The following is a 21,505-nucleotide window of genomic DNA, read 5'->3' on the forward strand; positions in this document are numbered from 1 at the left end:
GACACGGCGCCCCCCTTCGCAGCCGGGCGAATTCTCCCTTTCCCCATGAAAGTAGCTCAGCCGAGTGCGGATGCCGCCCCCCTGAACACCAATCCGGCCCCCAGGGCCACGACGACGAACGCCGACCCCAGGGGCGCACTCCGGCGCACGAGGACCGCCCACGGGGCCGCCGCCCAGCGGGGGCGCCGGGCCAGCAGCCCGGTCACGCCGCTGCCCGCCTTCACGACCGCGTACCCGGCCGCGGTGAGCGTCAGGGCCAGTCCGACGCCGTACGCGACGACGAGCAGCAGCCCGAACCAGGCCTGACCGAGCGCGGCGGCGCCGACCAGCACCACGACGGCGGACGGACTGGGTACCAGCCCGCCGGCGAGACCGAGCAGGATCGTGCCGCGCAGGGTGGGGGCGGTGGGGTGGGTGTGGGTGCGGCCGCCGTGGGTGTGCGTGTGTCCGTGCGGGTGCGGGTGCGGGTGCGGGTGCGGGTGACCGTGCTCGTGTTCGGGGCCGTGCTCGTGCCCGTGGTGGTGCGTGGGGTTCCGGTTGCGCAGGGCCCGGCGTACGAGGCTCGCGCCGGCCAGGGTGACGAGGACGCCGCTCGCGACGCCCAGCCAGGCGATCACCGAGGGCGCGGCGGCCGAACCGGCCGTGACCAGCAGCCCCAGGGCGACCACGCCGAGCGTGTGGGTGACCGTGACCGAGGCGGCCATGGGCAGCACGTCACGCAGCCGGGCCCGGCCTCCACGCGCCGCCGCCGTCGCGGCCATGAGGGTCTTGCCGTGACCGGGGGCGAGCGCGTGCAGCGCGCCGAGCCCGACGGCGAGCAGCAGCGCGAGCGCGGCGAAACCCGCGGTCAGGTCGCGCCGGGCGACGAGGTCGTCGAGCGCGCGGGTCCAGCGGTCGGCACCGCGCGGGAGCACGGCGGAGGCGGGCGCTTCCGCCTCCGCCTCCGCCTCCGCCAGAGCCGGGCCGCCGGGGCGGATGCGCAGGGCCGCGGCCCTGGTGTCGGCCGGGGAGGAGAGCAGCCTCTCCGGATACCGGGTCAGTTCGCCGGAGAGCGAGGCGGTCGGCACGTCCGAGGCGGTGAGCGTCGTACGGTCGCCCCGCGCGGTGATCTCCCGCCAGCCCGGCCCGGACGACGCGCCCGCCCCGCGGAAGCGGAGGTCGGCCGTTTCACCCTCGGGGAGGGGCACGGTCAGCCCGCACTCCACGCGCAGGGTGTCGAGCCCCGCCTGACCGGGCCGCACGCGCACGCGGGAGGCGCCCACGGTGAGCGGGACCGCCCGCCCGTCGACCCGGACCTCGCTGTCCCGCGCGGCGGCGGCACAGCGCTGCCGGGCCCACGCGTCCCGGCCCAGCCGTTCGATGTCCGGCCCGGCCTGGGCGGCCGGGATCTCGGCGAGGTCCTCGACGTGGTGGACGCGGAGTTCACCGGGGGCGGCCACCAGCCCGTCGTAGCGGTTGACGGTGAAGTTGCCGAGCGGGTGCGCGCTCGCCGGGCCGGCCGGGACCAGCGCGAGCGCGCAGGCGGCGAGGACGGTGGTACCGGCGGCGATGCGGCGGGGGTTCAACGTGCCGCCTCCAGTTCCTTCAGCGCGGCGCGGGCCGCACGGGCGCCGGGCGGGGAGAAGCCGGGGTTCAGCTCCAGCGCGGCGGTGAGGGAGCGGCGGGCGGCGCGGTCGTGCCCGGTGGCCTTCTCGATCACGCCCCGGTGGTAGAGGAAGGCGGCGTCGCGGTAGCCGGTGGCCGTGGCGCGGCGGGCGTACGGAAGGGCCTCCTCGTCGCGGCCGTTGACGTGCAGGGCCCAGGCGAGGGCGTCCGCGGTGTGCACGCTGTGCCGCCGGTCCCACTCCGCGCGGGCCGCGCGCAGCGCCTCACCGGCGTCCCCGTGGTCGGCGGCGGCGAGCGCGGTGTCGAGGTCGGCGTCGACCCCGCCGGCCCGGGCCAGCGCGGTCCAGGCGTCGACGAGGGCGTACTGGTCGCGCGCCTTCGCGCGGTCGCCGTCGGCGCCGCGCTCCTCGTACAGTTCGCCGAGCGCGACCAGCGGGCCGGGCAGCGGGGAGCGGACGACGACCTGCTCCAGCGTCTTCACGGCGCCCGCGCGGTCGCCGCCCGCGGCCTGTGCGCGGGCCCGGCCCTCCAGGGCGGGGAGGTAGCCGTCGTCGGCGGCGAGCGCCCGCGCGTAGTGCGTGAGAGCCGCCTCGTACTCGCCCTGGTTCCAGGCGAGTTGCCCCAGCGCGGTCGCGACGTACGCCACGTCCGCGGGCGAGGACGCGCCGTCGAGGGCCCGCCGCAGCACCTCCCGCGCGGTGCGCACGTCACCGCGCAGTTCCCGCACGTACGCGTACCGCGTGAACACGGGCACCCCCGGCCGCCTGCGGTCGGCGGTGGCGGCGGCGTCGGCGGCCTCCTCGTACCGGCCGAGTTCGACCAGCGCGTCGATGCGGGAGCACAGGGCGCGTTCGCTGTGGGGGTTCTGCTCCAGCGCCCGGTCGGCGTACGCCAGGGCGCCGGTGAAGTCGTGCCGCGCGGCGGCGAGGGCGGCCCGTCCGGCGAGGGCCCGCTCGTTGCCGGGTGCGAGCGCGAGGGAACGCTCGAGCGCCCGCTCGGCCTGCGGATAGCGCGAGGGGTCCCCCTGGGTCCGCGCCTGCTCGACGTAGGCGGTTCCGAGGGTGGCCCAGCCGCCGAAGTCCCGTGGCTGCGCCCGCAGGTGGGCCTGCAACGACCGGATTCCGGCCCCGAGGTCACCCCCGGCGAGCGCCCCGGCGGCGACCACCGGCGCGGCGCCGGCCGCCCCGGCCCGCCCCTCGTCCCGGCCGCCTTCCACCGCGACGGCCCCGGCGGTCATCGCGACGGCCAGCAGCCCGGCGCACACGGTGAGGCGCGCCCAGCGCGACCGCCGCGCGGCAGCGGAGAACCGCCGCGGCGCGCCGACCCGCTGCCCCGCGCCGCCCGCACCGGCCGGTCCGGGGTCCCGACCGTGGCCGTCGGCGCCCGCACCGGCCGGTCCGAGGTCCTCGCCCCCGCCGTCGGCGGCCGGGGCGGACGGCGCGCGGCGGCCGTCCTCGTCCTCGGGCGGGGTCCCGCACCGGCGGTGCGTCCGCCCCTCGGACACGTCCTCACCGGGGCCCGTCCGGTGCTCCGCCGCCGCTTCCCGCCCGCCGTCCGTCCGGCGGCCGTCCACCGCGCGCCGGAAGGCCGCCGGCTCGGGGCCGGCCGCCGGCACGCGCCATCGGTCCGGCTCCCGGGGCGGCGGCCCCTGGGCCCCGGGCCGGGCACGTCCCCCGTCCGGGCCGCGGCGATGCGCCGCCTCGTCCGGTGTCCTGTCGTGGCCGGGTTCCGCCGGCGAGGGCGGTTCGGCGCCGCGCCCGCCGTTCGGAGGGCTGCCGTGGGTACGCGGAGGCATGGTCCTGCTCCTCGGTCGTTGGCCGGGTGGTGCGGGGGTCGGCGGCGCGGCCCGTGCGGTGAGGACGGGCCGCGCCGGTCGGGGAGGGCCGGGGTCAGTACGCCCGGCCGCGCATCCGGCGCCACCACATCAGCGCCGCGCCGATCAGCAGCAGCCCGCCGGCCCCCGCACCGGCGGACGCGGCGATCAGGACCGTGTCGTCGGCCCCCTCCGCACCCGTCGGCCGCAGCGCGTCACCGAGCTGGCTGCGCACGTCGTCGCCGCCGTCCACGCCCTCGGCGAGCGGACCGCGCGACCCCTCCGTCGGGTTCGCCAGATACGGGAAGGCCGCCCCGAACTCCTTGTCGTTGGCGTCGACCGCGTCCCCCAGGTCGTTCTCCGCCCCGACCAGCTCCCCCTCGACGACCTGGAGCGAGGCGTCGATCACGTCGTCGGTGAGGCGGCGGCCGTTCGGGAAGCCGGCGGTGTCCCCGTCGAGGACACCGAGCCGCTTGGGCTCGGCGGCGGGCTTGATGGAGGTGTTGAGGCGCAACTGCTCCGACGGCGTCACGTGCGGCGGCTGGTTGAGCCCCTCGACGCCCTTCAGGAACACGTCGACCAGGTCGTCGCGAGGCCCGTCCGGCGCCGGGATCTTGTAGATCGCCTCGATGAGCTTCGGCAGCTCCGGCTCGGTGACGTTCTTCAGGAACCGCGCGTCGTCCCGGGGCGCGGACGCGTTGAACGCGTCCTTGTCCTTCAGCGGGTTGACGACCTCGTTCACCAGCGGGTTGCCCAGGCGCGAGACCTGTACGAAGTCACCCTGGGCGTTCTTGCGCTGCGTCGTCGACCAGATGCCGACGACCGGCTGCTCGTGCGACTCGGTGATGAGGCCGTTGGGCACCTGAAGGGCGATCGAGTTGACGTTGTAGCCCTTGAGGGTGTCGTTGCCGACCTCGGAGAGGTTCCCGCCGTACAGCAGGTCGAAGACCCGCAGGTCCAGGAAGAACGGGTCGTCGGCCTGCCCGGCGAACGTCTGCGCGCCCCCGGCGAGCTCGTGTACCGCCTGCTCGCGCAGGGTGTCGTAGTCCGGCATCGACGCCTTGCCGACGTTCGACGGCGCCACCGGCACGTCGTCGGCGACCTTGGTCCTCGACACCGCCTTCAGGTCGCGCAGCTTGATCAGTTCGAGGTCGTACGTCTGCGTGATGTTGAGGTCGGGGTCGTCGAGACTCTCGACCGGGCCCGTGTTGTACAGGAACGTCCTGTCGTTCTTCGTGTGGGTCCTGAACGAGTACCGGAAGACCAGGTCCTCCCGCGCGTCGCCGTCCCTGTCGACGCGCAGGTCGTACTGCGCGTCCTCGGCGAACGTGAAGAAGTTCGGTCCGCCGGCCGGCTCCTCGAAGGGGATCCAGTTCGCGATGATCGTCGTCGTGTCCGGCCTGTCGGGGCTGACGAACGCGTACAGGTCCGTGTTGTCGTACTGCGGGGCGCCCGAGACCAGCGGGGCCTCCCGGTGGCTGGAGGCGGAGGCCGCCTCGGGCCCCAGCGCGGTCGCGCCGACGGCCGCGAGCCCCCCGGCGGCCAGCGCGCCGCAGATCAGGGTCGCGAGACTCCCGCGCCCCGCACCGGTCCTGGAATCAGTTGTCATGCCGTCCGTCCTCCGTGCCGACTTGCCTTGACGCACCGGTCTTCGGAGCGGACGGCGGGCCGGATTGGTCGAGTGCGGGAATTCATCCGGGCCCCCTCCCGCGGGGTCCGTACGCCCGTGGCGTTTCTCGCCGCCGACCCGCGTTTTCGGTCCCGCGATCCGTACTTACCGTCCGGAGGCTCGCTCGCCGCGCATGCCTCGTGTGACCGGGCGGCCCGCCGGGGCCGGAGAGGGGGATGCGCGTTGGAGGCGGACGAGCTGCTGGTGCTGGTGGCCCAAGGTGACCAGAAGGCGTTCGAGGACCTGTACGGGCTGGTCTCCGGGCCGGTGTACGGGCTGGTGCGGCGCGTGGTGCGCGATCCCGCCCAGTCCGAGGAGGTGGCCCAGGAGGTGCTGCTCGAACTCTGGCGCTCCGCCGCGCGGTTCGACCCCGGCCGGGGCAGCGCGCTGTCCTGGGTCCTCACCCTCGCCCACCGCCGCGCCGTCGACCGGGTGCGCAGCGCCCGCGCGGCCGGCGAACGCGAGCGGCGCGAGGCCCGGCGCGGCCACGGCCCCGCCTTCGACCAGGTCGCCGAGGAGGTGGAGGCCGGACTCGAACGCGAGTGGGTGCGCCGCTGCCTGGACCGCCTCACCGCACTCCAGAGACAGTCGGTCACCCTCGCCTACTACGACGGCTATACCTACCGGGAGGTGGCCGAGCGGCTGTCGCTCCCGCTGGGCACGGTCAAGACCCGCATGCGCGACGGACTGACCCGTCTGCGCGACTGCCTGGGAGGCGCGGCATGAGCCTGTTCGACCGACTGCCGCGCCGCGGGGACCCGCACTCGCTCGCCGCCCCCTACGCCCTCGACGCCCTGGAACCCGCCGAACGCGTCCGCTTCGAGAAGCACCTGACGTCCTGTGCCCGCTGCGCCGCCGAGGTGCGGGCCCTCGCCGAGGACGCCGTCCGCCTCGCCTGGTCCACGGCCGCCCCCGCCCCGGCCGCGCTGCGGGAACGGGTCCTGGCCGCCGTCCGGACCACCCCGCAGGAACCCGCGCCCCGGGAACCGGCGCGCGCGCGTGCGTCGCGGCTCCCGCCGCACGTCTGGGGCGCCGCGCCCCCGCCGCGCCCCCGCGAGCGGCGCCGCACTCCGCTGTTCGTGCCGTTCGCGACGGCCACCGCCGCCGCGGCGCTCGTCGTCGCCGCGCTCTTCGCCGTCCAGGCGGACGGGACCCGGGAGCAGCTGGACGCCGAACGCGACCGGTCACGTGAGATCGCCCACGTTCTCGCCGCCCCGGACGCCCGTGCGAGCAGCGGCCGGGACGCGCGGGGCCGCACGATCGGAGTGATCGCTTCCGCATCGACCCGCAGCGCGGTCGTCACCCTCGGCGGATACGGCGACCCCCCGAACGGACGTGTGCGCCAGCTCTGGCTCATGGGTCCGGACGCGCGACCGCGCTCCCTGGGGCTGTTCGAGGGCGACGCGCCCCTGATCGCCTCCGGTCTGGACACCGCCGCGACGTCACTCGCCGTGACCGTCGAACCCGAGGGCGGGTCACCGCGGCCCACCTCGCAGCCCATCGTCCAACTCGCCCTGAAAACGGTCGGATTCGGAGAGTAATCGACGCGTGTTCGTCAACCCCCTTATGGGGAAGGTGAATCCTGTGACCTCGATACACGGGCGCCCGGCCGGGGCGATAGGGTTACCCTGCCCGGGCCGGGTGGACTCGTACGGGTGGGGAGTGACATGGAACAGATAACGGTGCGCAGCAGGGCCAGGGTCCCTGCGATCACGTGCGGTAGCAGCGCGACCAGTTCGCGCCTCGACCGTCATCTCTCGGTTCTCGGCGGGCCCGCGGTCCCGCAGCGGGAGACGGCCGAGGCGACGCTGCTGATGCGCGAGCTCATCGCGCGTGACACCGCGCACGACCGCGGTGCCAGGAGCGCGCGGGCCCGGGCGAGCCGCGTCTCGCTCTTCGCCCCGCTGCGTCGGCTGCGCCGCTCCCTGTTCGGCAGCCGGTAGCGCCGGCGCCCGGACGGTCCACCGCCGTCCCGGCGCGGCGCCCCGCCCCGGCCGCCCTCCCCGCGGCGGCACCCGCTCCGACACCGGCACCTCCCCGTGCCGGCGCCCCCGTTCCCACCCGGCAGTGCTCCGGGGGCGCACCGACCGGCTCCACCCTGGCAGGAACCTGACATACCGCGGGGCCTCACCCCCTCCCGCGCCCGTACTGCCGTACCGCCAGGGGCACGAACACCACGAGCAGCACCGCGCACCACCCCAGTGACCCCGCGACGGGATGCGCCACCGGCCAGGCCGCCCCGTCGGGCACGGGCGCGTTGCCGAACAGGTCCCGCAGCGCCGTCGCCACCGCGCTGATCGGGTTCCACTCCGCGACCGTGCGCAGCCCGTCCGGCAGCCCCGCCGTCGGGATGTACGCGCTGGACAGCAGCGGCAGCAGGAAGGTCGCCCCGCCCAGCTGACCGGCCGCCTCCTCGTTCCGGGTGAGCAGGCCGAGGTACATCCCGATCCACACGCAGGCGAACCGGAACAGCAGCAACAGGGCGACGGCGCCCACGGCCGCGAGCGCGCCGCCCTCCACCCGCCAGCCCACCGCGAGCCCCACCAGCAGGAACGGCACCGTTCCGGCCGCCGTCACCAGCACGTCCGCCGCCGCCTGGCCCACCGGCACGGCCGCCCGGCTCACCGGCAGCGTGCGGAACCGGTCCGTCACCCCCCGGTGGACGTCCTGCGCCGACTGGAACATGCCGGTCATGACCCCGCCCGCCGCCGTCGCCACCAGCAGACCCGGTACCAGGAAGGACCGGTACTCCGCGCCCGGCACGGCGAGCGCGCTGCCGAAGACGTAGCCGAAGAAGAGCAGCATGCTGACGGGCATCGTCTGGGTGAGGACCAGCAGCCCCGGGTTGTTCCGCATCCGCCTCAGCTGCCGGCCGAGCATCGCGGTGCCGTCGTACGCCAACGTGCTCATGCGGCACGCTCCTTGTCGTCGAGGGGGTGGCGGGGGCCGGATCCGCCGGTCAGCCGCAGGAACACGTCGTCGAGGGTCGGCGGCCTGAGGCTCGCGTCGAGCAGCGGCACACCCGCCGCGTCCAGCGTGCGCACCAGGTGCGGGAGGGTGAGCGTCGGATCCTTGGTGACCGCGCCGACGGCGTTGCGCTCCCGGTCGAGGGACGGCTGCGCGCCCGTCAGCCGGTCGAGCACCCCGGCCGCCGCCACCAGTGCCTCCGCGTCCGCCACCACCACCTCGGCGTGCGCGCCGACCAGCGCCTTGAGCTCGGCCGGAGAGCCGGTGTGCGCGACCCGGCCCCGGTCCACCAGGGCGATGTCGTCGGCGAGCCGGTCGGCCTCCTCCAGGTACTGGGTGGTGAGCAGCACGGTGGCGCCCCCGCCGGCCAGCTCGCGGACCGCCTCCCAGATCAGATTGCGGCTGGCCGGGTCGAGCCCGGTCGTCGGCTCGTCCAGGAACAGCACCTCGGGACGGCGGATCAGGCTCGCCGCCAGGTCCAGCCGGCGCCGCATGCCGCCCGACCAGCCGGACGCCGGCCGGTCGGCCGCCTCCGTCAGTCCGAAGCGCTCCAGCAGTTCGGCGGCCCGCCCGGCCGCCCCGCCCACCCGGTGCAGCCGGGCGAACAGGCGCAGGTTCTCGCGGCCCGTGAGGTCCCCGTCGATCGAGGTGTCCTGGCCCGTGACGCCGATCCTGCGCCGTACGGCGGCGGCCTCCCGCAGGAGGTCGTGGCCCGCGATCCGCGCGGAGCCCGCGTCGGGCCGCGCCAGCGTGGTCAGCAGCCGGACGGCCGTCGTCTTGCCCGCCCCGTTGGGCCCGAGCACCCCGCACACCGTGCCCTCGGCCACCGCCAGATCCAGCCCGCGCAGGGCGTGGACCTCCCCGAAGCGCTTCTCCAGACCCTCACTAAGTACACCGTACGTAGTAGTCATGGGGCGACCATAGCGCACTACGTACGGTGTACGTAACTACGATGGTGGAAGAGGTGATGACCGATGGCGGGCCGAGCGGCCGAACCCCAAGTGATCTGGGCGCGCCCCGAGCGCACCGGCCGTGGACCCCGACCGGCGCACACGCGCGCCGACATCGCGGCGGCGGCGGTGCGGATCGCGGACGCCGAGGGTCTGGACGCGGTCTCCATGCGCCGCGTCGCCGCCGAACTGGGCTGCGGCACCATGTCGCTGTACAACTACGTCCCCCGCAAGGAGGATCTGTACGAGCTGATGGTGGACGCGGCCGGAGGCGAGCACGAGCTGTGGGAGCCCAGCGGCGACTGGCGCGCCGACATGCTCCGGGTGGCCCACCAGACCCGCGCGCTGATGCACCGCCACCCGTGGCTGCCGCGGCTGATGTCGCCGGTCCACGGCTTCAGCCCCAACTCCCTGCGCTACCTCGAACACTGCCTGGCCTGCCTGGACCCGCTCCCCGCGCCCTACGGCACCAAGCTGGAGCTGATCGCGATGCTGAACGGCATCGTGACGACCTACGTCACCAACGAGCTGGCCACCGCCGAACGCACCCGCTCGCTGCCCTGGTCGCAGGAGCGGGAGGACGCGATCCGGATCGCCTACCTGGGCGGCAGGATCGCGACCGGTGCGTACCCGCGGATGGCGGCGGCCTTCGCGGAGGACGCCGGGCCGATCGATCTGGAGGCGGTGTTCGACCGGGCGCTCGGCCGGGTGCTCGACGGCTTCGAGCCCCGCGGCTGACCCTCAGATCAGCGCGAGCTGGCCCTCCGGCCCCTCCTCGCGGGCGTCCAGCACCGAGGCGGGGCGACGTGCGGAGGGGTGCACCGGGAGCACGCCCGCCGTGTGCAGCTCGGCCGGTGTGATCGGGTCGGGGACGGCCGGGCCCGTCAACGCGGCCTGTTGCGGGCGCAGTTCGGCCAGCAGGGCGAGGACCGTGATCAGTTCCAGCAGCTCCGAGGTCCAGCTCTGGGGCCAGTGGGCCGGTCGGATCGCGGCCAGGGTGCCCGGCTCGGCCGGCTCCGTGCGGGCCGCCAACCACCGCTCCAGCACCCGGACACCGCCGGCCTCGAAGTCCCAGGCCCCGTGCGGCACCGGGGAGATGCGGCCGTCGCCGAGCAGCAGGGCCTCCTCGTCCCGGTCGTAGTCCACGGTCACCGGCCGGGAGGACAGCGGGGCGCGCACGTACGGGCGGCGCCCGCCGGGAAGCCGGGGACGCTCCCCGTCGCGCCGTGACAGCCACAGCATCCGGCGGCCCACCGCGACGCCCCGCGCCCACACGCCGGCGTCCCCGGTGAGCGGCACCGCGGGCCCGGCCGGCGTGACGTGCGCCGCCGCCATCGCCCAGGCGAGGACGTCCACCGGCGAGGCGTCCCGGCCGAGCCTGGCGGCGAGGTGTTCCGTCAGGCCCGGGGCCAGGTTCGGCTCCGCGGCGCCCGGCCGGCGGTACAGCGGGCGGACGCGGCCGGCGCGCAGCAGCGGCAGCAGGGAAGTCGCCAGCAGGGGAGGGCCGGTGAGGTCCCGGGCGGTGCCCGCCTCCACGACGAAGACCTGCCGCTCGTCCGCCACCCGCCACAGCTCCGGCCGGGCCGCGTCGATCAGCCGCTGGTCGGGGATCAGCCACTGCTCGTCGAACGGGCCGTGCAGCACCCGTACCGGCTCGGGGCACGGGCCCGACGCGCGGGCCAGCCTCTCCGTGCCGCCGCCGCGTCCCGGCAGCTGTCCGACCGCGGTGTACGGCGTCCGGGAACGGGTCGACCCGAACAGCGCCTCGCGGTCCGGCCCCTCGGCCTTCACCAGGGCGTTCCAACGGGCCTTCAGGGACGCCGCGTCGGGGGCCGCCGGCCACCCCCGGCCGAGCCGCGGCGGTGCGACGGACCACGGCATGAGGTCCGCCAGCAGCGGAGCGTCGTCGTGCGTCACGCAGGGCATCGTACGACCTGTGGGACGGCGGATCAGGTGGCGTCCAGCGTCACCGTGAAGGAGAAGCGGTCGCCCCGGTAGTGGATGACGGCCACGTCCAAGGGGCGGCCGTCGGTGTCGTAGGTGACGCCCGTGTAGTGCAGGATCGGGCTGAGCAGCGGCACTCGGAGCAGCCGTGCCGTCTCCGGGTCCGCGAGCCGCGCCTCCACCGTGTCCGTGATGCGGCTGATGTCCGCCCCGACGACGTCCCGCAGCACCTTGGTCATCGGCCACCGCACCAGGTCGTCCAGGTCGATGCGGGCGGCCAGTTCGGGGCGGACCCAGTTGCGGGCGTGGTTGGTCGGCTCGCCCGTCTTCTCGTCGCTGCGCAACCGGTGGTAGGCCGCCGCCTCGGACAGGTCCGGGAAGTACTCGGCGATCCCCGTCGGCACCGGCGCCGGACCGTGTTCCAGCAGTTCGGTCGTCATGCCGGACTGCTGGGCGACGATCGCGTCCACCGAGCCCAGCAGCCGCACCGGGGCGCCCCGCCGGGCGTCGGGCTCGATGAACGTGCCGCGCCTGCGGTGGCGGGTGATCAGCCCCTCGTCCTCCAGTTCCTTCAGCGCCTGCCGCATGGTCAGCACGCTCACCCCGTAGTGCCCGGCCAGTCGTTCCTCGGTGGGCAGGCGCAGGGGGTCCTGGGGCGAGCGGCCGAGGATCGAGGCGCGCAGCGACTGCGACACCTGATACCAGAGCGGCAACTTGCGGTTCAGGACGATCGAATCCGGAGCGAAGGAGGTCACGGGCTATCCGTACCGGTCGGGGAACGTTCAGCGCAACGGCTGGAAGTGACGCTCGAGCCCTTGCCACACCGCGTCGTAGTCCTGTTGCAGGTGTTCCGCCCGCGCCGCATGGGGGGTCAGCGACACCGGCCAGCGGGTCTCGAACATGAAGGCCAGACCGTCGTCGATCTTCTGCGGGCGCAGCTCCGCGGCGCTCGCCCGGTCGAACGTCTCCCGGTCGGGGCCGTGCGCCGACATCATGTTGTGCAGCGAGCCCCCGCCCGGCACGAAGCCCTCCGCCTTCGCGTCGTACGCGCCCTCGATCAGGCCCATGTACTCGCTCATCACGTTCCGGTGGAAGTACGGCGGCCGGAAGGTGTCCTCGCCCACCAGCCAGCGCGGCGCGAAGACCACGAAGTCCACCCCGGCCAGACCCGGGGTGTCGCTCGGAGACGTCAGCACCGTGAAGATCGACGGGTCCGGATGGTCGTACGAGATGGTGCCCATCACATTGAAGCGGCGCAGATCGTAGGCGTAGGGCACATGGTTGCCGTGCCAGGCGACGACATCCAGCGGGGAGTGGTCGTAGGTGGCCGACCACAGGTTGCCGCAGAACTTGTTCACCACCTCCACCGGCCCCTCGACGTCCTCGTACGCGGCGACGGGCGCCCGGAAGTCCCGGGCGTTGGCCAGCCCGTTGGCGCCGATCGGGCCGAGCTCGGGGAGCCGGAACGCCGCCCCGTAGTTCTCGCACACATAACCGCGGGCGGATTCCTCAAGGAGGTCCACACGGAACCGCACCCCACGAGGAATCAAAGCGATGTGTCCCGGCTCCACATGCAGCAGTCCGAACTCCGTGCGCAGCAGCAGCCCGCCGCGCTCGGGGACGATCAGCAGTTCGCCGTCGGCGTCACTGAAAACGCGGTCCATCGAGGCGGTGGCGTGGTACAGGTGCACGGCCATGCCGGTGCGCTGGGCGACGTCGCCGTTGCCGCCCAGGGTCCACAGTCCGGCCAGGAAGTCGGTGCCCCGGGCGGGCTCCGGCAGCGGGTTCCAGCGCAGCCGGTTGGGGTCGGGCACGGTCTGGGTGAAGGGCGCGGTGCGCAGCGACCCGTTGCCCGTGCGGGTGAACGCCGGGTGGGCGGCCGACGGGCGGATCCGGTACAGCCAGGAGCGGCGGTTCTCCGCGCGGGGCTCGGTGAACGCCGTACCGCTCAGCTGCTCCGCGTACAGCCCGAGCGGTGCGCGCTGCGGCGCGTTGCGGCCCTCGGGCAGGGCGCCCGGGACCGCCTCGGAGCTGTGCTCGTTGCCGAAACCGGAGAGGTGTTCCAGCCCTTCGGCGACCTTGCGCGCTCCCTCGTGCTCGAACGCGCTCGCGCGGGTGGTGCCCCCATCGCTCATGCCCGGTGCTCCCTTGCGGTCGGATTCCTATGCAACACCGTAGGATTGCGGTTTCCGCGGCGCAAGAGGGCCGGGCGATCTCCGTTCCCGCCGGGCTCCTCCTCTCGGCGGAGGACGCGGAACCCGACTTCAGGGGGATCCGTCGGGTCGCATCCGTGTTCTACGCTCCCGGGCATGTCGTGGACGCGGAGCATGATCACCGCGCTCGCGGTCTGTGTCGCACTCCTGGCCGGATCCGCGGGCTGCGCCCCGGGGGACGCCCGGGAACAGGGCGGGAAGCCCCCCTCACCGGCCGGCGAACTCCTGGACGCGCGGGACGAGGAGGGCCGCCCCTACCGGGAGGTGGACGAGACGGACGCGCCCGCCGTCGGTGTCGAGGTCGCCCCCGACGCCGACGGCGGCTGGGACGTACGGCTGACCGTGCGCAACTTCCGCTTCTCACCGGACGGCGCCGGCGGGCGCGCGGTGGCCGGCCGCGGCCTGGCGCACCTCGCACTGAACGGCCGCCGCGTCGCCCTGCTGCGCACCCCCGAGCACCACCTCCCCGGCCACTCCGTCCCGCGCGGCACGCACCACGTCACCGTCCGCCTCCACGCCGACGACGGCTCGGTGTGGGCCGTGGACGGCGAGCCCGTGGAGAGCACGGCCGACATCACGGTGTCGGACCGCTAGCCGGCCCCGGCCCGGGCGGCGGGCCGGGCGCGACGGCGCCCCCGGCACAGGCGCGCGGAACGGACGGGCGGGACCGCGGTGGAGGGCGAGGTTCACCGGGCGGGGGCGAGCGGGCATGATGAGCCCCGTGCCCCACGCGACATCGCTCCGTCGAGCGCCGGTGCAGCGGCGCAGCGCCGAACGGCTGGCCAGGATCCTCGACGCCTGCGCCGCACTCCTCGACGAGGTCGGCTACGACGAGCTCAGCACCCGTGCCGTCGCCCAGCGCGCCGACGTGCCCATCGGCTCCGTCTACCGCTTCTTCGGCAACAAGCGCCAGATGGCCGACGCGCTGGCCCAGCGCAATCTGGAACGCTTCACGGAACGGGTCGCCGAACGCCTCGGGGGCACCGGGGACCGGGGCTGGCGGCACGCCGTGGACGTCGTGCTCGACGAGTACCTCGACATGAAGCGCACCGCCCCCGGCTTCTCCCTCGTCGACTTCGGCCACCGGATACCCGTCGGCGCCCGCCGCGCCGAACCCAACCACCGCGTCGCCGGCCGCCTCACCGACCTGCTCTCCGGCCACCTCGGCCGCGAGGCCGACGACGACCTGCGGCGCACCGTCCTCGTCGCCGTCGAGACCGCCGACGCCCTCGTCCACCTGGCGTTCCGGATGGCGCCCGAGGGGGACGAGAAGGTCATCGGCGAGTTGCGGGAGATGCTGCGGGCCCATCTGGCCCGGACGCTGGACTGAGCCGCCCCCGGCGGCCCCCTCCCCTCCGTGCATACCGGTCGGTATGCTCGGCCCGTCCGCGCGTCACCGCAGTCGCCGTACCCGGGAGGCCCCGTGCCCCGCACCGCCCTTCGTATCTGCCCCTTGTGCGAGGCCACCTGCGGCCTGACGCTCACCATCGACGACGGCCGGGTCACCGGCGCCCGCGGTGACCGCGACGACGTGTTCAGCAAGGGCTTCGTCTGCCCCAAGGGGGCCGCCTTCGGAGCCGTCGACTCCGACCCCGACCGGCTGCGCACCCCGCTCGTCCGCGTCGACGGGGAACTGCGCGAGGCCACCTGGGCGGAGGCGTTCGACGCCGTGGCCGCCGGGATACGGACCGTCGTCGAGCGGCACGGACCGCACGCCGTCGGCCTCGTCCTGGGCAACCCCAACGTCCACACCGTGGCCGGCGCCCTCTACCCGCCCGTCCTCGTCGCCGGGCTCGGCACCCGCAGCCTGTTCACCGCCTCCACGGTCGACCAGATGCCCAAACACGTCTCCAGCGGACTGCTCTTCGGCGACGCGAACGCCATCCCCGTACCCGACCTCGACCGCACCGACCACCTGCTGCTGATCGGCGCCAACCCCCTGGAGTCCAACGGCAGCCTGTGCACCGCCCCCGACTTCCCCGGCCGGCTCAAGGCCCTCAAGGCCCGCGGCGGCACCCTCACCGTCATCGACCCGCGCCGCACCCGCACCGCCCGCCTCGCCGACCGGCACCTCGCCGTCCGCCCCGGCACCGACGCGCTGCTCCTCGCGGCGATGGCGCACACCCTGCTCGACGAGGGCCTCGCCGACCTCGGCGAGCGGGCGCCGCACATCCAAGGACTCGACGAACTCACCGCCGCGCTGCGGGACTTCACACCCGAAGCGGTCTCCGGCGCCTGCGACGTCGACGCGGAGACCCTCCGCACCCTCGCCCGGGAACTCGCCGCCGCCCCCACCGCCGCCGTCTACGGCCGCATCGGCAGCTGCACCGTCCCGCACGGCACCCTCGCCAGCTGGCTCGTCGACGTCCTCAACATCCTCACCGGCAACCTCGACCGGCCCGGCGGCGCCCTCTTCCCGCAGGCCGCCACCGACAAGACCCCGCGCCCCGCCGGACCCGGCCGCGGCTTCGCCCTCGGACGCTGGCACTCCCGGGTGAGCCGGCACCCCGAGGCCAAGGGCGAACTGCCGCTGTCCGCCCTCGCCGAGGAGATCGACACCCCCACCGACGAGGGCGAGCCGGTACGCGCCCTCATCGCCGTCGCCGCCAACCCGGTGCTCTCCGCCCCGGACGGCGACCGGCTCGACAGGGCGCTCGGCTCGCTCGACTTCATGGTGAGCGTCGACCCGTACCTCAACGAGACCTCACGCCACGCCGACGTCGTCCTGCCGCCGCCCCCGCCCGCGCAGAGCCCGCACCACGACTTCGCCTTCAACACCCTCGCCGTGCGCAACCAGGTCCGTTACACCCGCCCCGCCGTCCCCCTGGAGCCCGGCCGCATGGCCGAGACCGAGATCCTGGCCCGGCTCGTCCTCGCCGCGACCGGCATGCACGGCGCCGACCCCGAAGCCGTGGACGCCATGGTGATCGACCAGACCCTCGCCAAGGCGGTCCGGGAACCGCGCTCCCCGGTGCACGGCCGCGACCCGAAGGACCTCGCCTCCCTGCTCACCGGTGAGAACGGCCCCGAACGGCGCCTCGACATGATGCTGCGCCTCGGCCCCTACGGCGACGGCTTCGGCGCCGACCCGGACGGGCTCACCCTGGACAGGCTGCTCGCCCACCCGCACGGCATCGACCTCGGCCCCCTGCGCCCACGACTGCCCCAGCCGCTGAAGACCCGCAGCGGCAAGGTCGAACTGCTGCCGGACCCGATCGCCGCCGACCTCCCGCGCCTGCGCGCCGCCCTGGACGACCGCCCCGCCGGGCTCGTCCTCGTCGGCCGCCGCCACCTGCGCTCCAACAACAGCTGGATGCACAACGTGCCCGCCCTCACCGGCGGCTCCAACCGCTGCACCCTGCACCTCCACCCCGAGGACGCCGAACGCCTCGGCGTACGGGACGGACAGCCGGTGCGGATCAAGGGCGCCGGGGGAGAGGTGACCGCCCCCGCCGAGGTCACCGACGGTGTGCGCCCGGGGGTCGTGAGCCTGCCGCACGGCTGGGGCCACGACCGGCCCGGCACCCGTACGCGGCACGCCGCCGCCGACCCCGGCGCCAACGTCAACCAGCTCCTCGACGGCAGCCTCCTCGACCCGCTGTCGGGCAACGCCGTCCTCAACGGGGTCCCCGTCGAAGTGGCCCCCCTGGCCGCCGCCGTGACCAAAACGTTCGGCGCTCTGACCTGAGCAAAGCTGTGACCTGGGGTTTTGCGCTTATTGCTCGCAGGTGAACGTCTTGTTGACGCCGCTTTACGGAACCTAACGTCGACGCACCGCCGGCCCTGGTGGGATGTTCAAGGGCGAACGTTAGGTATCCACTCATGCTGACCATCCTCGGCTTCGCCATGATCGCGACCTTCCTGGTCCTGATCATGCTGAAGAAGATGTCGCCGATCGCGGCGCTCGTGCTGATCCCCGCGCTGTTCTGCGTGTTCGTCGGCAAGGGCGCCCACCTCGGCGACTACGTCATCGACGGCGTCTCCAGCCTCGCGCCCACCGCGGCGATGCTCATGTTCGCGATCGTCTACTTCGGTGTGATGATCGACGTCGGACTCTTCGACCCGATCGTCCGCGGCATCCTCCGGTTCTGCAGGGCGGACCCGATGCGGATCGTCGTCGGCACCGCGCTGCTCGCCGCGATCGTGTCGCTGGACGGCGACGGCTCCACCACCTTCATGATCACCGTCTCGGCGATGTATCCGCTGTACAAGCGCCTGAAGATGAGCCTGGTCGTGATGACCGGTGTCGCCGCCATGGCCAACGGCGTGATGAACACCCTCCCCTGGGGCGGCCCGACGGCCCGCGCGGCGACCGCGCTCAAGCTCGACGCCGGCGACATCTTCGTCCCGATGATCCCCGCCCTGCTGGTCGGCCTGGTGGGCGTCGTCGTCCTCGCGTACGTGCTCGGGCTGCGCGAGCGCAGGCGGCTGGGCGTGCTGACGCTGGACGAGGCGCTGGTCGAGGAGGAGGCCGAGGAGACGGAGACCGTGCTGGTCGGCGCGGGTTTTGCCGGCGGCCCCGGCAAGGGCGCCCGGCCCACCGGCGGCTCCGGCGCCGGCCCGGACGCCGACGCGGAGGAGGACGACGACTTCCAGGGCCTCGACCCGGACCGCCCCACCCTGCGGCCCAGGCTCTACTGGTTCAACGCGCTGCTCACGGTCGCCCTGCTCACCTCCATGATCATGGAGGTGCTGCCGATCCCGGTGCTGTTCCTGCTCGGCGCCGCCCTCGCGCTCTCCGTCAACTTCCCGCACATCCCCGACCAGAAGGCCCGCCTCGCGGCCCACGCCGACAACGTCCTCAACGTCTCCGGCATGGTCTTCGCCGCCGCCGTCTTCACCGGCGTCCTCCAGGGCACCGGCATGGTCGACCACATGGCCGAGTGGATGGTGGACGTCATCCCCGACGGCATGGGCCCGCACATGGCCCTGGTCACCGGTGTGCTGAGCCTGCCGCTGACGTACTTCATGTCCAACGACGGCTTCTACTTCGGCGTCCTGCCCGTCCTCGCCGAAGCCGGCGCCGCGCACGGCGTCTCCCCGCTGGAGATGGCCCGCGCCTCCCTCGTCGGCCAGCCGCTGCACATGTCCAGCCCGCTCGTCCCCGCGGTGTACGTCCTGGTCGGCATGGCCAGGGTCGAGTTCGGCGACCACACCCGGTTCGTGGTGAAGTGGGCGGCCACGATCTGCCTGGTGATCCTCGCGGCCGGAATCCTGTTCGGCACCATCTGATCCGGACACCCGGACCACCGTCAGGAAGGACCCGATCATGACGCCCGGTGGGAACCGCGGCTGGCTGCTCCGCCTCGTCATCGCCTTCGGCTTCGCGCAGGGGGCGGTGTCGATGGCCCGGCCCGCCGTCTCCTACCGGGCGCTGGCACTGGGCGCGGACGAGCGGGCGATCGGCGTGATCGCGGGCGTGTACGCGCTGCTGCCGCTGTTCGCCGCCGTACCGCTCGGCCGGCGCACCGACCACGGCCGCTGCGCGCCCCTGCTCCCGGTCGGCGTGGTGCTCGTCTCCGGCGGCTGCGCGCTGAGCGGCCTGGCCGGCTCACTGGGGACGATGGCCCTGTGGAGCGGGGTGATGGGCCTCGGCCACCTCTGTTTCGTCATCGGCGCGCAGTCCCTCGTCGCCCGCCAGTCCGCGCCGCACGAACAGGACCGCAACTTCGGCCACTTCACCATCGGCGCCTCGCTCGGCCAGTTGGTCGGCCCCATCGCGGCGGGCGCGCTGATCGGCGCGGACATGGCCCGGACCAGCGCGCTCGCCCTGCTGGTGGCGGGAGCGGGCGGAGCCGTCGCGCTCACCTCGCTGTGGCGCATCGAGCGGCCCGGCGCCCCGAAGCCCCGTGCGGAACAGGACGCACGGGTGCCGGTACGGGGCATCCTGCGGGCCCGGGGCGTCCCCGCGGGCATCCTCATCAGCCTGGCCGTGCTGTCCGCGACCGACATCCTCACGGCCTACCTCCCGGTGGTCGGCGAGCACCGGGGCATCGACCCGGCCGTCGTCGGCCTGCTGCTCAGCCTCCGCGCGGCGGCCACCATCGCCTGCCGGCTGGTCCTCACCCCACTGCTGCGCCTGCTCGGCCGTATGGTGCTGCTGACGGCGACCTGCCTGCTGGCGGCGCTGCTGTGCGCGGGCGTCGCGCTGCCGCTGCCGGTCTGGGCGCTGGCCCCGGTCCTGGCGGTCCTCGGCTTCTGCCTGGGCGTCGGTCAGCCGCTGTCCATGACGACGGTCGTCCAGGCCGCCCCCGCCGAGGCCCGCTCCACCGCCCTCGCCCTGCGCCTCACCGGCAACCGCCTGGGCCAGGTCGCCGCACCCGCGGCGGCCGGCCTGATCGCGGGGGCCGCGGGTGCGGCGGCCCCGTTCGTGATGCTCGGCGCCCTGCTGTTCCTGGCGTCGGGCGTCGCCCTGCGCACCCCGCCCCGGCCGGCGGAGGACCCGCCGTCCGCCCGGAAGGGCGCCGACGCCCGACCCCGACGCCGTACGGCCCGCTAGCCGGTGTCCGACGGGCACGTCCGCACGGGCGGGACGGCGCGATCACACACGCCGCCCCCGGGAAGCGGGCTGTGCGCACATGTGCCGTGCACACATGGCGGGGGGCCACAAGTTTCTGCTCGTCCTGTCCGGTGTCGCCGTTCTCGCCGTTCTCACCGTCGGGGGACGCGTCTGCGTCGTCCGGGCGGCCGCTCGGGAAGCGGCGGCAGTGGGAGCGGCGGGGACGACTGACGCGGAACACCGGTCACCCCGTCGAATCCGGACGTCCGCTTTCTCACCTGCTGGACCGGAGCGCCCCGATCCCGCCCGGCATCTTCCCCCGGCTGCTACTTTCCGTTAGCTTCCGTGACTCACGCGCCCCGTGCGGCCCGCACGGGGCGTTCCGAACGCGGAGCACCAGCGCCCTGATCCGCCCCGGGGGCACCCTCATGACACGCGCCATCTCCCTGCACGACGTGAGCAAGGCATACACGCGAGGCGTCCGCGTGGTGGACCGGCTGTCGCTGGACATCGCGCCCGGTGAGTTCCTCGTCCTGCTCGGCCCCTCCGGCTGCGGCAAGTCCACCGTGCTCCGGATGATCGCCGGACTGGAGGACATCGACGAGGGCCGGCTGTTCCTCGACGGCGAGTACGGCAACGACCTGCCCCCCTCCGACCGGGACATGGCGATGGTGTTCCAGAACTTCGCCCTGTACCCGAGCATGACCAGCCGCGACAACATAGGCTTCCCGCTGCGCATCGAGTCCCCCGGCGCCGACCCGGCCCCGCGCGTGGACGCCACCGCCCGCATGCTCGGCATCGAGGACCTCCTCGACCGCTTCCCCGCCCAGCTCTCCGGCGGTGAACGCCAACGGGTCGCCATGGGCCGGGCCATCGCCCGCCACCCCTCCGCCTTCCTGATGGACGAGCCGCTGTCCAACCTCGACGCCAAGCTCCGCAACCGGCTGCGCGCCGAGATCTCCCAGCTCACCCGGGAGCTGGGCGTCACCACCGTCTACGTCACCCACGACCAGTCCGAGGCCATGTCGCTCGGCGACCGCGTCGCCGTCCTGCGCGGCGGCGTCCTCCAGCAGGTCGGCACCCCGCGCACGGTGTACTCCCTGCCGGGCAACGTCTTCGTCGCCGCGTTCATCGGCACCCCGCGCATCAACCTGCTGCGCGGCCTGGTGCGCGCCCCGCTCGACGGGGCGATGACCATCAGCCTCGGCAAACAGTTCCTGCGGCTGCCCGAACCGCTGTCCCCGGACCACCGGTTGCTGCGGGTGCAGCAGGGCCGCGAGGTCATCGTGGGCCTGCGCCCGGAGGCCGTACGGATCGCCAAGCCGTCCGCCGCGCGGACCGGGGAGGTGGCGCTCACCGGCCTGGTGGAGCACCTGGAGTTCCAGGGCCACGAGGTCCTCGTCCACTTCGACACCGGCTCCCGCCCCGCCGTCGTCCCCGACCTCGAGGCCCCGCACCCGCGGCCCGAGCGCCCGGACCGGCGCCGCCGCCGCGAGGGCACGGCCCTGCACCGGCTGCGGGAACGGGTCGGCGCGCTGCGCGCGGGACCGGCGGCGGCGCCGCCCCGGCCCGGACCGCCGGATCCGGCGCCCGCCTCCGCCCCCGCCGGGCCCCGCGTGCCCGGCGACCTCGTCGTCCGCACCACCCCCGACATCCGCCTCCGGCACGGCATGCAGGTACCGCTCCTGGTCGACCTCGCCCATCTCTTCGTCTTCGACCGGAGCGGCGAACGGATCTGCCCGAACCCGGCGCGGCTGCCCGACCTGGAGGAGTGACACCGGCCGCGGAGACCTCTGGCGCGGGAAAACTAACACCGCTAGTTTAGAACCTCGCACGAGACTGAGC

18 protein-coding genes are annotated in these 21,505 nt (G+C 74.5%); 10 read left to right on the top strand and 8 right to left on the bottom strand.

Annotated elements, in window-relative coordinates; genetic code table 11:
* Positions 1 to 56 precede the first annotated feature (56 nt).
* The 3 genes from ADK41_RS01800 to ADK41_RS01810 form a co-directional block, all read right to left on the bottom strand.
* A complete protein-coding gene (locus ADK41_RS01800; protein ID WP_030825686.1) occupies positions 57 to 1,565 on the bottom strand; it encodes a nickel transporter in 1,509 nt (502 codons plus the stop codon).
* Positions 1,562 to 3,400: a tetratricopeptide repeat protein gene (locus ADK41_RS01805; protein ID WP_037804101.1), complete on the bottom strand. Its 1,839-nt coding sequence runs from the start codon at positions 3,398 to 3,400 to the stop codon at positions 1,562 to 1,564. Before ADK41_RS01805 ends, ADK41_RS01800 begins: the two co-directional genes overlap by 4 nt.
* Before the next feature lie 94 nt (positions 3,401 to 3,494).
* Positions 3,495 to 5,027, bottom strand: coding sequence for a DUF4331 domain-containing protein (locus ADK41_RS01810; protein WP_030825692.1), 1,533 nt, complete (start codon positions 5,025 to 5,027; stop codon positions 3,495 to 3,497).
* A 243-nt stretch (positions 5,028 to 5,270) separates the two neighbouring features.
* Between ADK41_RS01810 and ADK41_RS01815 the strand changes: the two genes are divergently transcribed.
* The 3 genes from ADK41_RS01815 (at position 5,271) to ADK41_RS01825 (ending at position 7,030) form a co-directional block, all read left to right on the top strand.
* Positions 5,271 to 5,813: a sigma-70 family RNA polymerase sigma factor gene (locus tag ADK41_RS01815; protein ID WP_030825695.1), complete on the top strand. Its 543-nt coding sequence runs from the start codon at positions 5,271 to 5,273 to the stop codon at positions 5,811 to 5,813.
* Complete coding sequence (locus tag ADK41_RS01820; RefSeq protein WP_030825698.1) at positions 5,810 to 6,628, top strand: anti-sigma factor; 819 nt, start codon at positions 5,810 to 5,812, stop codon at positions 6,626 to 6,628. The genes ADK41_RS01815 and ADK41_RS01820 overlap by 4 nt, the downstream gene beginning before the upstream one ends.
* Before the next feature lie 126 nt (positions 6,629 to 6,754).
* On the top strand, positions 6,755 to 7,030 hold the full coding sequence (locus tag ADK41_RS01825; RefSeq protein WP_030825701.1) for a hypothetical protein: 276 nt from the start codon (positions 6,755 to 6,757) through the stop codon (positions 7,028 to 7,030).
* 184 nt (positions 7,031 to 7,214) lie between these two features.
* On the opposite strand, the gene ADK41_RS01830 is transcribed toward ADK41_RS01825, so the two are convergent.
* Together ADK41_RS01830 and ADK41_RS01835 are read right to left on the bottom strand one after the other, a co-directional pair.
* Positions 7,215 to 7,997, bottom strand: a complete 783-nt coding sequence (locus ADK41_RS01830; protein ID WP_030825704.1) for an ABC transporter permease — start codon at positions 7,995 to 7,997, stop codon at positions 7,215 to 7,217.
* Positions 7,994 to 8,965, bottom strand: coding sequence for a daunorubicin resistance protein DrrA family ABC transporter ATP-binding protein (locus ADK41_RS01835; protein WP_030825707.1), 972 nt, complete (start codon positions 8,963 to 8,965; stop codon positions 7,994 to 7,996). Before ADK41_RS01835 ends, ADK41_RS01830 begins: the two co-directional genes overlap by 4 nt.
* Positions 8,966 to 9,028: 63 nt before the next feature.
* On the opposite strand from ADK41_RS01835, the gene ADK41_RS01840 reads away from it, so the two are divergent.
* Entirely contained in the window at positions 9,029 to 9,742 is a 714-nt protein-coding gene (locus ADK41_RS01840) for a TetR/AcrR family transcriptional regulator (protein ID WP_030825710.1), read from the top strand.
* A 3-nt stretch (positions 9,743 to 9,745) separates the two neighbouring features.
* Here the strand turns inward: ADK41_RS01840 and ADK41_RS01845 are convergent, their stop codons facing one another.
* Genes ADK41_RS01845 through hmgA form a run of 3 tightly spaced genes read right to left on the bottom strand, consistent with a single transcriptional unit; the run spans position 9,746 to position 13,083 of the window.
* Positions 9,746 to 10,930, bottom strand: coding sequence for a type ISP restriction/modification enzyme (locus ADK41_RS01845; RefSeq protein WP_030825713.1), 1,185 nt, complete (start codon positions 10,928 to 10,930; stop codon positions 9,746 to 9,748).
* 23 nt (positions 10,931 to 10,953) lie between these two features.
* Complete coding sequence (locus tag ADK41_RS01850; RefSeq protein ID WP_030825716.1) at positions 10,954 to 11,703, bottom strand: GntR family transcriptional regulator; 750 nt, start codon at positions 11,701 to 11,703, stop codon at positions 10,954 to 10,956.
* Positions 11,704 to 11,730: 27 nt separating this feature from the next.
* Positions 11,731 to 13,083, bottom strand: coding sequence for a homogentisate 1,2-dioxygenase (gene hmgA / locus ADK41_RS01855; RefSeq protein WP_030825719.1), 1,353 nt, complete (start codon positions 13,081 to 13,083; stop codon positions 11,731 to 11,733).
* Positions 13,084 to 13,257: 174 nt separating this feature from the next.
* On the opposite strand from hmgA, the gene ADK41_RS01860 reads away from it, so the two are divergent.
* The 6 genes from ADK41_RS01860 (at position 13,258) to ADK41_RS01885 (ending at position 21,435) form a co-directional block, all read left to right on the top strand.
* Positions 13,258 to 13,755 (top strand): hypothetical protein, encoded by a 498-nt coding sequence (locus tag ADK41_RS01860; RefSeq protein WP_030825722.1) that lies wholly within the window; start codon positions 13,258 to 13,260, stop codon positions 13,753 to 13,755.
* Between the two features lie 118 nt (positions 13,756 to 13,873).
* On the top strand, positions 13,874 to 14,491 hold the full coding sequence (locus ADK41_RS01865; RefSeq protein ID WP_030825725.1) for a TetR/AcrR family transcriptional regulator: 618 nt from the start codon (positions 13,874 to 13,876) through the stop codon (positions 14,489 to 14,491).
* A gap of 93 nt (positions 14,492 to 14,584) precedes the next feature.
* Positions 14,585 to 16,849: a molybdopterin oxidoreductase family protein gene (locus ADK41_RS01870; protein ID WP_030825728.1), complete on the top strand. Its 2,265-nt coding sequence runs from the start codon at positions 14,585 to 14,587 to the stop codon at positions 16,847 to 16,849.
* 98 nt (positions 16,850 to 16,947) lie between these two features.
* Positions 16,948 to 18,393, top strand: coding sequence for a CitMHS family transporter (locus ADK41_RS01875; RefSeq protein ID WP_324604889.1), 1,446 nt, complete (start codon positions 16,948 to 16,950; stop codon positions 18,391 to 18,393).
* Between the two features lie 37 nt (positions 18,394 to 18,430).
* Entirely contained in the window at positions 18,431 to 19,660 is a 1,230-nt protein-coding gene (locus ADK41_RS01880; protein WP_030825733.1) for an MFS transporter, read from the top strand.
* A gap of 428 nt (positions 19,661 to 20,088) precedes the next feature.
* Positions 20,089 to 21,435, top strand: coding sequence for an ABC transporter ATP-binding protein (locus ADK41_RS01885; RefSeq protein ID WP_030825736.1), 1,347 nt, complete (start codon positions 20,089 to 20,091; stop codon positions 21,433 to 21,435).
* Positions 21,436 to 21,505 lie beyond the last annotated feature (70 nt).

The sequence above is a fragment of the Streptomyces caelestis genome (assembly GCF_001279005.1).
Taxonomy (GTDB): Bacteria; Actinomycetota; Actinomycetes; order Streptomycetales; family Streptomycetaceae; genus Streptomyces; species Streptomyces heliomycini.

Coding starts and splice junctions, on each gene's coding strand:
- ADK41_RS01840 (WP_030825710.1), top strand. CDS start 9,029: ATGGCGGGCCGAGCGGCCGAACCCCAAGTGATCTGGGCGCGCCCCGAG.
- ADK41_RS01865 (WP_030825725.1), top strand. CDS start 13,874: ATGAGCCCCGTGCCCCACGCGACATCGCTCCGTCGAGCGCCGGTGCAG.
- ADK41_RS01885 (WP_030825736.1), top strand. CDS start 20,089: ATGACACGCGCCATCTCCCTGCACGACGTGAGCAAGGCATACACGCGA.
- ADK41_RS01820 (WP_030825698.1), top strand. CDS start 5,810: ATGAGCCTGTTCGACCGACTGCCGCGCCGCGGGGACCCGCACTCGCTC.
- ADK41_RS01825 (WP_030825701.1), top strand. CDS start 6,755: ATGGAACAGATAACGGTGCGCAGCAGGGCCAGGGTCCCTGCGATCACG.
- ADK41_RS01860 (WP_030825722.1), top strand. CDS start 13,258: ATGTCGTGGACGCGGAGCATGATCACCGCGCTCGCGGTCTGTGTCGCA.
- ADK41_RS01880 (WP_030825733.1), top strand. CDS start 18,431: ATGACGCCCGGTGGGAACCGCGGCTGGCTGCTCCGCCTCGTCATCGCC.
- ADK41_RS01805 (WP_037804101.1), bottom strand. CDS start 3,400: ATGCCTCCGCGTACCCACGGCAGCCCTCCGAACGGCGGGCGCGGCGCC.
- ADK41_RS01845 (WP_030825713.1), bottom strand. CDS start 10,930: ATGCCCTGCGTGACGCACGACGACGCTCCGCTGCTGGCGGACCTCATG.
- ADK41_RS01835 (WP_030825707.1), bottom strand. CDS start 8,965: ATGACTACTACGTACGGTGTACTTAGTGAGGGTCTGGAGAAGCGCTTC.
- hmgA (WP_030825719.1), bottom strand. CDS start 13,083: ATGAGCGATGGGGGCACCACCCGCGCGAGCGCGTTCGAGCACGAGGGA.
- ADK41_RS01810 (WP_030825692.1), bottom strand. CDS start 5,027: ATGACAACTGATTCCAGGACCGGTGCGGGGCGCGGGAGTCTCGCGACC.
- ADK41_RS01830 (WP_030825704.1), bottom strand. CDS start 7,997: ATGAGCACGTTGGCGTACGACGGCACCGCGATGCTCGGCCGGCAGCTG.